General features: G+C 47.2%; 11 protein-coding genes. All 11 read right to left on the bottom strand.

Annotated features, from left to right (window positions below):
• Window position 1 precedes the first annotated feature (1 nt).
• From BQ7997_RS18265 to BQ7997_RS18315, 11 genes are read right to left on the bottom strand one after another with little or no spacing between them, the layout of a single operon-like run.
• Window positions 2-1,720: a C45 family autoproteolytic acyltransferase/hydrolase gene (locus BQ7997_RS18265; RefSeq protein ID WP_073347574.1), complete on the bottom strand. Its 1,719-nt coding sequence runs from the start codon at window positions 1,718-1,720 to the stop codon at window positions 2-4.
• Window positions 1,713-3,203 carry a phytoene desaturase family protein gene (locus BQ7997_RS18270; protein ID WP_073347575.1) on the bottom strand — a complete coding sequence of 497 codons (1,491 nt, stop codon included), beginning with the start codon at window positions 3,201-3,203 and terminating at the stop codon, window positions 1,713-1,715. The genes BQ7997_RS18265 and BQ7997_RS18270 overlap by 8 nt, the downstream gene beginning before the upstream one ends.
• Complete coding sequence (locus tag BQ7997_RS18275; protein WP_073347576.1) at window positions 3,196-7,062, bottom strand: 1-acyl-sn-glycerol-3-phosphate acyltransferase; 3,867 nt, start codon at window positions 7,060-7,062, stop codon at window positions 3,196-3,198. The genes BQ7997_RS18270 and BQ7997_RS18275 overlap by 8 nt, the downstream gene beginning before the upstream one ends.
• Window positions 7,059-8,249, bottom strand: coding sequence for a DUF2062 domain-containing protein (locus BQ7997_RS18280; RefSeq protein WP_073348443.1), 1,191 nt, complete (start codon window positions 8,247-8,249; stop codon window positions 7,059-7,061). The genes BQ7997_RS18275 and BQ7997_RS18280 overlap by 4 nt, the downstream gene beginning before the upstream one ends.
• Window positions 8,246-8,641, bottom strand: a complete 396-nt coding sequence (locus tag BQ7997_RS18285; RefSeq protein WP_022137635.1) for an ApeI family dehydratase — start codon at window positions 8,639-8,641, stop codon at window positions 8,246-8,248. The genes BQ7997_RS18280 and BQ7997_RS18285 overlap by 4 nt, the downstream gene beginning before the upstream one ends.
• Before the next feature lie 3 nt (window positions 8,642-8,644).
• Window positions 8,645-9,205, bottom strand: a complete 561-nt coding sequence (locus tag BQ7997_RS18290) for a flexirubin biosynthesis protein LolB2 (RefSeq protein WP_073347577.1) — start codon at window positions 9,203-9,205, stop codon at window positions 8,645-8,647.
• Window positions 9,180-9,815, bottom strand: a complete 636-nt coding sequence (locus BQ7997_RS18295; protein ID WP_073347578.1) for a flexirubin biosynthesis/transport protein LolA2 — start codon at window positions 9,813-9,815, stop codon at window positions 9,180-9,182. Before BQ7997_RS18295 ends, BQ7997_RS18290 begins: the two co-directional genes overlap by 26 nt.
• An 11-nt stretch (window positions 9,816-9,826) precedes the next feature.
• Window positions 9,827-10,507, bottom strand: a complete 681-nt coding sequence (locus BQ7997_RS18300; protein ID WP_073347579.1) for a polysaccharide deacetylase family protein — start codon at window positions 10,505-10,507, stop codon at window positions 9,827-9,829.
• Window positions 10,504-11,535, bottom strand: coding sequence for a beta-ketoacyl synthase chain length factor (locus tag BQ7997_RS18305; protein ID WP_073348444.1), 1,032 nt, complete (start codon window positions 11,533-11,535; stop codon window positions 10,504-10,506). Before BQ7997_RS18305 ends, BQ7997_RS18300 begins: the two co-directional genes overlap by 4 nt.
• 12 nt (window positions 11,536-11,547) lie before the next feature.
• Window positions 11,548-12,837 carry a beta-ketoacyl-[acyl-carrier-protein] synthase family protein gene (locus tag BQ7997_RS18310; RefSeq protein ID WP_073347580.1) on the bottom strand — a complete coding sequence of 430 codons (1,290 nt, stop codon included), beginning with the start codon at window positions 12,835-12,837 and terminating at the stop codon, window positions 11,548-11,550.
• A 3-nt stretch (window positions 12,838-12,840) separates the two neighbouring features.
• A complete protein-coding gene (locus tag BQ7997_RS18315) occupies window positions 12,841-13,122 on the bottom strand; it encodes a phosphopantetheine-binding protein (protein ID WP_073347581.1) in 282 nt (93 codons plus the stop codon).
• Window positions 13,123-13,131: the final 9 nt, after the last annotated feature.

Below are 13,131 nucleotides of genomic sequence, written 5' to 3' on the forward strand. Positions count from 1 at the left end.
CTTAAGAGTGTTTTTGTATTTTCTGTTGGATACGTTCTTTTTCTTGTAGTTTGGGAATCGGTCTGGTCAATGCCTTTTTCCAATAGCCGACGGCTTGTTGAGGCTGGCGGATAGCTTCGTGGTAATTGCCCAGTACTTCATACACATAATAGAAAGAAGGGTTGGACGCTTCGTATTCCTTGAGCAGACTGTCTTCCACTTTCTCCTTTGCTTTTATCTTTTTCAGTAGTAGCGGAGTAAGCCTTTTGTAAGTAAGGAGTTGCTCGAACTCCGGTTCCTGCATGAATTCATCTGCGGGAATGGTCAGTTCCGGAATGTATATCTCAGCCCGGAGAGCGATGGCTTTTTTGAATATCAGGTTCAAGTCGTAAGCTACGTATTTGCCGCATTGCCACGGAGAGGTGGATACCCACATCAACTGCTTCTCAGGTTGGAAGATGACGGAGTGGTGGGCGATAAACTGGTTGATAGCCATTTCGTTTGCCAGTCCCAGGTCGGCGTTTTGCCGCCCTTTGTGATTACGCAGGATAGAAGCGGCTTTTACCGGATTCATCGGTTGGTTCTCGCTAATCAGTTCTTCCAGACGTGCATAGCGGTAAGGACTGTCGGAAGTCCGTATGTTTTCTATGTTCCGTTCGTCCTTGGCGAACGCTTCCGATTGGTAATGATTGGTGCAGATAATTCTGTCTTTTTCCTTTCCGTTGAAAAGAACGGTCTTTTCCGGAGATTTCTCGATGATAGCTGCCCTGCCGTCTTTGGCGGAGCCTATCAAGATAGATTCGGAGACAAAAGTGTTCCGCTTTTGGGCGATGGCGAGGGCTTCGTCGATAGTTGACGCATATTGCAGGATTTCCCGGGTAAGGATGGAGATAGGCGTGGCGGAACTTGTCGGCATGGCGGATTTTGCCGCGTTGATGGTTACGGTGAGCCCGGTTTCGTTCATGCCGGACAATACGCCTATCATGCCCGGCCATCCGATGGAAGCGAATGCATACCCTTTGGACGGTGCGCAGAAGGTGACCAGTTTGTTTTCTGCAAAGGCATCCCCGACATAGAAATCGAAGTTGCGCCCTATAAGCAGCGACGAGTCCGCACTTTGAGTTCCCCAGGTGGCAAACGAGCTGCATCCCACTAACATATAGTCCTGCATGGTGTGTCCCAAGTCGTGTGCCGCATGGTAATTCAACTGGCGTTCGTAAGGAGTGCCGATAAAGTCGTAGTCGTGGGTGCACGATAGTGAGATTCCATAAATCTCTTCCCGATATTCTTCAGGGACATTCTCACCCAAATTACGGTTGAACAGTACAATGAAGAACCGCAGAAATTTCAGATAACTGTCTGAAGGTATAATTTCACGAATCTGGTCAACGAATACTTTCTCTTGGTGATGAAGCAAATCGGCAGACAGTTTGCCGATGGCGTCCCCTCTTTCAAGGGCATCGCCTCTCACGAACAATTCCCACAATCCGCTTTCACTGCGTCGCATAAAGTTATCAGCATAATATCGAAGGTCGAGAGTATCCTTGTAGAGCACTTCTGCCGGAACCAGAGCAATAGTATCTGCATAAGGTACTTCTGTCAGGATGATATTAGGCTCTTTTGGCGGTGTCATCATATCCGCTGAAAAGTAGAGATAACTGATTCCGCCTATTAATACGATGACGAGCAACAAGAGAATGCCGCCCGTATATTTGATGGTTCGTTTGATAACTTTATGCATTTCCTACTTTTTTAGCTAAATATTCCTGTCCCACAAATTCGGTGCACGTAAGCATAGCTGTCAGTGTTACGCCCAGTGCGCCATGTACATTCAGGTTTTGACCTGTAAAAAATAGATTACCCAACCGGCTTCGTGTAGATACAAAACCGATTTGCGGGCATTTATAGTCTTTGATGATTCCGTATGCGGAACCGTCTACCGTACCTGTGTAGTCACGATAACTCAATGGAGTAGTGGTGAATAGTTCCTCTATGTTTTCAGAGAAATCGAAGCCGTGTCTTCGTAGGAAACGGAGTATTTGTTCCGCTTTCTCTTTCTTGAAGAACTGGTAACCCTCGCCGCGGTGTTCGGGAGAGGAGTCCTTCCATGCAGACAATTCATCCATATACATCGGTGTCAGGATAGAGATGACACTGGCATATTGGCTGTCCTCGGAAGAGGCTTGCATCGAAATCATGCAGTTAGTAGTTCGTCCCGGATAGAGCAACTTGTCATACCACACTTTATTGTTCCCATGCAGATAGATGTTGCGGTTCTGGTACGGAGTACTTTTCTTTTTCATTACCAGATAAAGTGTGAAGATGCCGTATGTGTTGTCGAGCGAACGGATTCGGGAGATAAAGGCATTCTTGATACTGCGGTTCTTGTCCAGTATTTCCAATGTCCGTTTGGGGTGTATGTTCGATATGACATAATCGCTTTCCAACCGTTCTTCACCGTTGACAATGACTCCCTGCACTTTCTCGTTCTCGACGATGATGCGGGTTGCTTCGCTGTTGTTGAGAACCGTACCGCCATTGTCCCGGATTACGTCAATCAGTTCCAGACTGACCTGCATGCTTCCGTCTACGAAACGGTAAGCGCTTTCAATATAGGAATGGTTAATCATGGCATGCTGATAGAAGGTGGAAACATCTTTCAGGCCGCCATAGAGCAAAGCGGAGCCTGCTAACACATTTTGCAGGGTATGGTCGTGGGTGATGTCGGCAATCAGTCCGGCAGCGGAAGTGCAGAAGTACTTCATGCCTTCGAGTGCAATGACGCCTTGTTTCAGATGGTTTACGCTAATCAGGTTCCCTACCGCTTGAAGCTGCTCGGTATAGCGTTTCAGGTTCTCTTTCTCGTGAGGGAAAGACCGGTGGAGCGTCTCGATAAATTGCGGGTATCCCATTGCGTAATCATACGCTTGCCCTCTGTAGTGAATCGTATCGAAAGCTTCGGCGTCCAACCGCTTCATTTTTAGCTTGTCCATAATGCCGAAATAGCGGAAATACTGGTTCATTACCTGTCCCTCATCCAGGCTTCCTACATAATGAATGCCTGTATCAAGCAAACGTCCTTTTCGCTGATACGTCTGGAAGCATCCCCCGAACTGCGCATTTTTCTCTATTACGCATACGTTGAATCCCTCTTTGCTGAGAATCGCTCCACATTCCAGTCCGCCCAGTCCGCTTCCGATGATGATAATGTCATATTTACTCATGCCAGTCCGGTTTTCTGAATATATAAATGGTGTTTGATGTATATTTGTCGTTGGGTATGGTTTCGACGTTCATGCCGCAGGTTGCCGCTATCTCCCGCAGTTGGGCTTCCGTGGTGAAGGACAACTCTTCGGTAGTCCGGTTGAAATTGAAGATGCGCGTGGACAGTAGCTCTGTGAACCGGGTCAGGCGGTGCTTGGAAGTGTTGGCGGAGTTTCCGTCACGTATAATCATCATTCCTTGCGGGCGTAGCCGGCCGGCACATTTCAACAGCAATGACCGTTGATGTTCATAACTCATATAGTGCAGCATATCGTTCAGGATAAACACGTCGCTTTCCGGCAACGGATATTCAAGTGCGTTGCCGTGCCTGAACTGAAGGCGGTCGCCGCGCAACCATCCGTGCTGTGCTACGGCTATTTTGTCCTCGTCATAGTCGATGCCCAGAATATTCCGGTCGTCGGACAGCAGGGAGAGCATGTAGCATAACGGGCCGAATCCGCAGCCTATGTCCGTGATTTGTCCCTGAGTGGGAATCAGCCGGTTGAACAACCGGTAATTTCCTTCCATCTTCACCTTGATGCGGATATACCATTCCACGATAGGGCCTTTGTAGATATAGTTCTGGATAAGCGCCTCATAAAAAGCGGGGTTGTCCGTTGTATTCTTTTCCCGGCAGATACGCGCATACTCCTGTTTCATATAGGTGGATATGCGTTTGGTACGCTCCTGATAGGTAGCTCCGAAAGACGGGTCACCTGCGGGTATGCGCGGAAGTATCTCCGTATAGATGATTCCTTTGCGGACATTGAAAGGCTGCGCTTTGGCAATAATCTTGTCATTGCCGTATAGCAGAATCGGGAGAATATCCAGTTGCAGCGTTTCCGCCAGATAAAACGCTCCTTTGTGGAAACGCTTCATCTTTCCGTTATAGGTACGTGTACCTTCGGGGAAGACAGCAATGGAATAACCTTCTTCCACCTTTTTCTTCATCCGTTCTATATATTGTTCGTATCCTTCACCTATATAATAGAAATCGGCATAGCGGATGATGGCTCCGAAGAAAGGGGAATGCCATACCCAGTGATTGGTCATCATCAGGACTTTGGACGAAAGAGACAGCAACACGAGAATATCAATAAACGACTGGTGGTTGGCAATGATAATGGCCGGACGGTCAAACCTTTCGTTGGTTTTGTTGATATGTTCCTTTTTGACGGCGGTAGCCAATAATAGAATCCCTTTGCAGGTAATCTGTATCAGGCGGCAGACGAAATGCTGCTTGCTGCTCTTGCGTACGGGAACCAGATAGAGCAAGGCTATCAATATCCGGAGAAGGATACATCCGATAAAGAAGAGCAGAAAGAGCGCGACAGTCCGTAGCAGCCCGATAAGCGTATAAGGCGGTAACCCTTTGGATGCCGGGGCTGCAATGAAGAACCGGAAGATAAGCGGCTGGATGGTATAGGCTACCAACACCACTGCTATCATTCCAAGTATGGAAATCAGTGAAATAGATTGCAAGGCCGGATGCTTGGCGAAAACGAGCGCACCCATTCCGACCACCGTAGTGAAGGCAGAGAAGAAGATGGCTGTTTTGTGCGAGTTCAGTACTTTCTGGCCTGTACGGTACTTGTTCTGCAATCCGTCCATAATGAAAATACTGAAATCATCACCGATACCGAATATAAAGGTAGACAGGATGATATTGATGATATTGAACTCAATCCCCAGGATTCCCATCAGCCCGAGGATAATCACCCAACTGACCAGCATCGGGAGAAAACTCATCAACGTAAGTTCGATACGTCCGTAAGAGAACCACAAGGCAAAGAATATCAGGAAAGAAGAAAGATACAGAATCAGGTAGAAGTCATCATTGATGGCGGACACCCATTTGTTGGCAAAGTAGGAACGGTCGAAGATGACGACATCCCGGTCTTTGTTGAAATGCGCATATACCGCTTCTTTATTTGTCTCGCTAATCCGTATCTGGCTGATAAGCATCGTTATGGAATCAGCCGATGTCTGCCATTCATTCAATAGCTTGCCGGATAAATCGTCCTCTTGGGAAGAGTAATGATATTCGCCGAAAGGCCGGGCGAGCCATTGGCAGAAGCCGTCGAAACTTCCGGGACGGAAGCGGTATTCGGCAGCGGATGCTTCCAGATGCTCGCGAACCTGTTCCTTCCTCTCATTCGTCCAGTAATCTTCCCATTTCTTCAGGCGTTTCTGCTGTTCTTGCGGGGAGATAAGGAATTGTGAGGCGGAAGCGTACTCTTTAATCAGCCCTTGTTCTTTCAAGGTAGATAGCTTCCGGTTGGTCGCTGCATAGGTTTCAGTAGCTCCGACCATATCTTTGCCTACGCTGACAAAGAGGACTGTCTTTTCATGGCTGTCGAAGAGGTGCAGCAGTTTCTCTTCCGATTGTTTGAGATGTTGAGGCTCGTAGTTGAGACTCATCATATCGTTGTTGAACCCTACTTTCTGTGAGGTAAACAGGCAGATGACGGTGACAAGGGCGATGCCCCCGACCAGCCATTTATTCTTATCGAAAGAATAAGCGTTTATTTTCTCTATGATACGTAATACACGCCCTTGCTTCACATCTGCCTGTCCCTTTAGGAAATGAGGCAGGTAAATCAGGCAGAAAAGAGTAGTGCCCACCAGTGCCAGGGAAGCGAACAGACCGAAGTCGCGCAGCAGGTCGGAACTAGTGAATATCAGTCCCAGAAATGCCCCGATGGTCGTAAAACTGCCTACCGTCAGCGGGTAAGCGATTTCTTTAATCAGTTGTTGCACCGTGGATACATGATTTTGATGCGCCAGCATATGGATGGAATAGCTGAGTGCGATACCCATCACCGCCGAGCCGGCTCCTACGGCAATAGCTGAAATGCTTCCTTTGATAAAGAAAATCAGGAACAGGGCAAACAGTCCGCCGAACAGTACAGGGGTAATAATCAAAGGTATCGACCTCTTCCGTTTGAAGACGAATGAGATGAATACAATGATGATGAGCAGTGCAATAGTAGAGGTCAGTATAGTGTCCTTTTTTATCTGTCGGGCGTTGTAGACTCCTACTGAAGGACCACCGAAATATTCCGCCCGAATCACAGGAGACTCACTTTGTACGTGCCGGAGTTCTTCTTCCAGTATTCTGACGAGTTCGTCATTCTTTCCAGTGCTTCCTGTGCTGAATACCGGAGTGATGAACATCAATAAGGTAGAACCGTCTTTGGAGAAGATATGTTCGTTGTAGATTTCGTAGTTGGCTTCCAACTGGAAATCCTGTAAGTGCTTCAGGGCTTCACTGCCAAGTCCGAGCGGGTCTCTGAGGATATAGCTTCTTAATGCAATGCCGGCAGGAGAAAGAAGGTTGGTATAATTCTTCTGCATGGCGGCGTGTATTCCCTTTTGCGTCAGCAGGGTGTCGAACCGCTGGTAATCCGTGTCTGTCAGGAAGAGTGGGAGATGGTCGTAAACGAAGTCGGTGGCTCCGCTGACGAGATTCTGGTCTACTTGTGCGAAGATATTTTTTATCAGTGTCCCGCCTGCTTTTCCGGTCAGAGATTGTTGCAGTTGTCCGGCTGCTTCAATCAGGGAATCCGGTTCTACGGCATTACACGTATCCGCAGAGGAGAGCATGACAATGATTTTGTCCTTAATCTTGAGATTATCAAAAACCTTGATGGTATTCTGTGAATCTTTGGTGTCGGGGAAGAACTGTGTGATGTTCTCTTCAAACTTCACTTGCAGGGCAAAGTAGCCCATGAACAGGATACAGCAGATGAGGGACAGGTAGAACAGAATCTTGTGTCTTTCAAAATAATCATATAGTCCGATAAAAAACTGGGTCATATCTTTTTTCTCCTACAAGTCGTGAGCAGGGCGAACGAAATGACTCCCGCTACCAGGCTGCAAACGACTGCAAAGATAATACTTCCTATCAAATATTGCTCTATGACTGATTTTACATTTGCGAAAGAGAGTTCATTTAAGTGCAGGTTGACGGGTTCGCCCAGCACTTTGCATCCGGTTGCGTAACTTCCGTACAGCAAAAACGGAATCATCGGGGGGATACTGATGTTGGCCGCTACAATAGCGATGACTTTGTTCAGCCGGAGCAGATGTGCCAGAAACAGGGTTATCAGCATTTGGTATCCCCATGCCGGAACGATGCCCATGAATACTCCGAGTGTGATGGCTGCCGTGATTCGCAGGTTGGATTCCGGTGAATGGATGACATGTTCGGAGAAAAAACGCTTGCAGTTCTTCCAGGTCAGTTTGCGGAGAAAGTTGCGGGGGATAATCCACAAGAAAGTGATAAATACCAGTACCGTATTCAGGATGCTGATACGGGTGAAATCCCTGAACGGGCGGAAATGCGAAACCCGCTCTTCTTGTGGCGGATAATAGACATGTACCGGTATGTTTTTGACTGCGATATCTCCCCATGCCGCGAAAACAAGGGCTTCCAGTTCAAATTCATACTTGGCGGTATAATACCATTTGTCGACATTCATCCGTTGCAATGGATACAGGCGGTAACCGGATTGTGTATCCTGCAGCTTGATTCCCGTTTCGAGGGTGAACCAGAAGTTGGAGAATTTATTGGCAAATGTATTCTTTCCCGGCATATTGTCCGAAGCAAGGTTACGCGAACCTACCAGCAGGGTATCCGGTTCCTTTTCGATGGCTTCGATGAACGAAGGGATATCCGAAGCGAAGTGCTGCCCGTCCGAATCAATGGTGATGGCATAGCGGAAGCCTTGTGCCTTTGCGTGGCAGAGTCCATGTTTCAAGGCTATCCCTTTTCCTTGGTTGGCGGGGTGGGTGATGACTTGCAGGTTGGCTTCCCGACTGAGTATCCCGGCTGTTTCGTCCGTCGAACCGTCATTGACGACGAGAATGTCCGGTGCATAGGAGCGTACACTCTCTATGACATCCGCCAATGTCTTGCCGTTGTTGTAACTTGGGATGATAACGATAATCCCCAATTGTTTCAACTTCTCGTGCCAGTAGGCTGTACTTTGCGGCTCCTTCATGCTTTCGTTGAGGTAAGTACGGCTTTCAGTTTGATAAAACATTCGTTTTCTGCGGTTCCTTCCATCTTAGCAGTACCTTCCGCCTGCAACTGAAGTTTGCCTTCTTCCATATCTTTGAGGGTCAGCGTTACTGACAGGCACGGTGTCTTTACAGGATTGACGACTGACAGGAACTTGCATGAAGATACTTGCGTATATTGCAACTTTTGCCGGCGGATACCTTCAGTACATTCTTTGATAAGTTGCAGCAGACAGACTCCGGGAACTACCGGATGTTCCGGAAAGTGTCCCTGATAAATAGCGTGTTCCGGATTCAGTTCTACCCGGATAGTCCAGGTGATTGAGTCCGGTGATTCGGAAGAGAGAAGCGTATAGAAGTTATCAAGTAGCATATATTAAATCTCTTTAGATAGTTTGTCCAGGCGAATTGTCAATCGTATCCATGGATGCTTTATTTTTATTTGTACCGGGTCGCCCGGAATATTGCCCGTGATGTATAAAACAGATTTCCCGAAGCCTTTCCCACTGGCTCTTTTTTCCGTCGAACCGTCTTTGGACATCTTCGCACGAATACTTTTCTCGCTTAGAAACAGGCGTTTGAAGTCCATCTCCAGAAGTTTCAGTACCTTTTCTTTCTGCATGGGTTCGATGCAACTGTTGACATTGAACTTGCCATCTTGAAGGGAGAAGTCGAAAAGGCTTAGCCCGAAATAGGTGGACGCCACTATCCGGATTTCATTGTCGGGCATACGGCGTACTATCAGCATGCCGCTCATATGATGTTTCATGAAGTCCAACTGGATATTATACTTTTGCGAGCTTTCTCCTTTTGCCAGTTCGATAGCAGGCGGCACTATGCTGCCTTCCCCGCTTATGCGCGGAGAACAGGAAACCGATAACTGCATCACTAGGAAAAGCAGAACCGTCCGACTAACGAATCGCAAACTTCGTCTCATTCTTCAGGGAGTTGAATTTTTTGTTATAGAATTCGTATTCGGTATAATTCGTGGCTGTTTCGGACAGGCGGAGTTTGTGTACCGACATATCTTTCTTGTCGAGGTAGATTTCTATCCCGGTGATATAGGCTTGTACGGCTTTATTGACCGGCTTTATCTTGACCAGGTAGAATTGTGCATCTTCAAAGTATGCCAGTTGGTAGTTGGATGACATTTTGGAGAGGTCGCCTATCATGCAGGCGGTCAGCATATCCTGCATCTGTCCCATCATCTTGTTGGCGCTCAAGTTCATGATGTTTTTCTTGCCGTCCGAAACGATTTTGAGCTTACTGCCGTTTATCACAATGAGATAGTCCATCGGGCGGAAATATTCCATGCAGATTTTATTGCTCTTCTGGTAGTAGAACTTCCCTTTGGAAGTAACTTTTTCGTCGAATATGTCGAGGTATTTCACTTGCGTGAAATCACTTTCGATAGATTGTACGGTCTGTGCTTCTTCTGCCAGGCGTTTCTCAAAATCCTGAAGTTGCGTCAACTTCTTCATGCCTTGCGCATGGGCAGAGACAACGGACAGAAAGATAAGTAATGTATATGTAACTAAAGTTCTCATACGTTTTTATTTTATGCCAATAGTTCGTCCAGCCGGACAACGGTGTATTCCTGTTCTTTCAGTAAATCCAGTATCTGTTTCACCAGTTGCCCGCTGTTTGGCATCCGGTCGTGCAGCAAGATAATAGAACCAGGTTTAATACCTTTCCGGATTCTGTCGAGTACTTTGTCCGGTGACGGCTGTTGGGTATCCAGTGTACGGATGTTCCATCCTATAGAGGTGTAACCCAATTGCCGGACGGCTTTCGCAATCGTCGGATTGGTGACTCCGAATGGCGGACGAAACAAAGTTACCGGCTGCGAAGTTACTCGTTCTAGTTCAGACTGACAAGTTTGCAGGTCTTTTTTCATTCTGGAGAGTCCGTATAGCGGGAATAAACCGGAATGGGTAAATGAATGATTTCCAATTAGATGCCCTTCCACTACCATTTGCTGCAACAGTTTTTCATTTCCTTTTACCTTGTGTCCGATACAGAAGAAACAGGCTGTTGCTTGCTGTTCTTTCAGTATTTGCAGTACTTTCGGAGTCTGTATCGGGTCGGGACCGTCGTCAAAAGTCAAGGCTACTACCTTTTCTCCAGTAGGCTTTCTGCAAAACGAGCGGAGATAAATCCCCGACCGAATGCTATAAGAAGCATAGACGAGAAAAGACAGTATCAACAATGAACCAAGTACGATACAGGTGATAATCATACGCTTTTCCGGATTAGAATCAAAGAATGATTGATGGAGTGGTGATGATTATAAATCAGTATATTCGTAGGAGTAGTGCAGTTTTCCGATTCTTTCACTACTTTCCATACGGCATACGATGAGGCGGTAGGATACTCGCCACATTCGTCTTTGAAGCTGAGATGCATACTTTCCGGGAAGAGGTTTGTTTCGAGTTTCTCATAAATGGCATTACTTTCAGAGGTGATTGCTTGATTCAATGGCACATCTTTTTCAGATATGATTGTCTGCTTCGAAGAATTATCCTGCCAGGATTGTTGCTTATTCTTTCCGGTCATAAACCACTGAATATCCCGGCTATTTAATCCATTCCGTTGCAGAAAACGCATAATCCGGTTTTGGATTTCTTCTGTCGTTTGCTGCCCGGCGAAAGTTTCTATCCCTTTTATTTCAGCGAGCGGGTGTTCTCCGACTTCCCGGCTCAACAGGAAAAACTGCGCGCCTTCTCCGGCTTCTATTCCTTTTAGTATCCCCAGTCGCTGTTGGATGGCGTGACTGGTATCCGTCATTTCGTCCATGGCTCCTACCAGTATATGCCCGCTTCCTTCCCCAATCTTCATCATGGCATCCAGCAAAGCACTTTCGAAACTTAGACCTCGGTGTACATAAGTCATGTTGTAGGCATGTATCCCACGTATCAGGGCGATTTGCGCACCGATTGTATTGAATGTCGACTGGATGAAGGGGGTAGGGTTCAGCATCCGTTCTTCATTGTCTATCAGTGTGTTCAGAAACTTTTCCGTATCGACCAGGCAGCCTAGTCCTGTGGCTGTGATAATTCCCTGTATCTCTTCGGGCGGCAGTCCGCCTATACATTCTAATCCACAGGCTACCCCCATTTTTACGATACGGCTCATGCGTCTGCGTAAGGTCGGATTGGTAATGATATTCTTATAATCAGGCTCACAGGCTTGGAGATAAGGACGGCTGTCATTCCGTTTTCCTTGAGGATGAATCGAGGCGATGCGTTGGATATAGACTGGCTGCATAGACATAATAACTTAAAGGTTCGTTCCTTGCGGAATAGTAGTTGCAGAAAAGAGAAGCGATGAATCGTTCCCACCGAAACCGAAAGAGTTGGATAATACGTGGCGTACGGGGATTCCTTCCCGGAAAGTCGTTTCCGGTATCAGTCCCGTTTCGGGCATCGCGTCCGTGAAGTTCAGATTCGGGTAAATCATACCTTTATATAAGGAAAGAACGGAATATACCGCTTCAATCCCTTCGGAAGCTCCTAAAGTATGTCCGATAAAGGCTTTCACCGAACTGAACGGCGGAACGTGCTCTCCGAAGATTCTCCGTAATGCCATTCCTTCCGATGCGTCGTTGCCGGGAGTGCCTGTGCCGTGCACATTGATATAGTCTATTTCTTCGGGAGAAATACCGCTTGAAGCGATTGCTTCGCTCATTGATAGAAAGGCGCCGTCTCCTTCTGGAGAACTTCCCGTCTGGTGATAGGCTTCGTTTGTATTAGCGTAACCGCTAAGTTCGCAATAAGGAGTTCGCCGGAGTGAGCTTTCCGGTTGAAGTACTAAGTAACCTGCCCCTTCTCCGAGGTTGAGCCCCGTACGCGAACGGTCAAAGGGACGGCAATGTGCCTTATCCAAAATCATAAGAGAGTTGAATCCGTTCAGTGTGAACCGGCAAAGCGCATCTGTCCCCCCGACAACAACGGCATCCAATAACTCGTGTTTAATCATCCTTGCTCCCAGCATGATAGCGTTGGCGGCTGACGAACAGGCGGTACTGATGGTTGTTATGAAATCGTTGATGCCCAAGTAGGAAGCAATCAGTTCCGTACTGGCTCCGCAGTCATGGGAGATGACTTCACGCAGTCGTCCCCGTTTGGGATTCTCTTTGAATGATTCATAGAAATGCTCGCTTAAATCCATGCCGCCGACGGAAGTTGCAGAAATAAAACCGATACGTAACGGTTGAGAATCCTGCTGTGTCTGCTGAGAGTCCTGCTGTGGCGGTTGCTGTATATGCTGTGACGGTTGCTGCGCATACCGTGATGTTCTCTGATTCAGTCCTGCATCTTCCAACGCTTCTTTAGCCGCCACCATTCCCAACAATGCTGTGCGTGAGACGGTCCGTTGCGGAGAGATGCCGAGCAATTGTTTCAGTTCCTCATTGTTATGCTTCACTTCGGATACGGGCACGTCGAGGGCAGTCGGGAAAAGAGTTACTTTTCCGATACCATGTTTCCCTTGTCTCAAAGCCTCTATGTTTTCGGAAACTCCGATGCCGATGCCCGAAACAATTCCCAGTCCGGTGACATAAATCTTCATGCGTCAGGCTTTACGATTGGCTGCAATGTAATCAGACAATGTGCGCACCGAATAGAAGATTTGCTTTCCTTCACCCGGTTTTTCTATTTTAATCCCATATTCACGTTCCAGAATCAGTATGATTTCGAGAGCGTCGATAGAGTCAAGACCGAGGCCTTCATCTCCGAACAGGGGTGCTTCGTCGTCTATATCTTCCGGAGTGATTTCTTCCAGGTTCAACTCTTCGATGAGTTTGCCTTTCACTTCGTCCATCAGTTCTCTTGGGGTTTGATTTGAATTATCCATAAGTTGTCG

This window comes from Bacteroides congonensis (assembly GCF_900130125.1).
Taxonomy (GTDB): domain Bacteria; phylum Bacteroidota; class Bacteroidia; order Bacteroidales; family Bacteroidaceae; genus Bacteroides; species Bacteroides congonensis.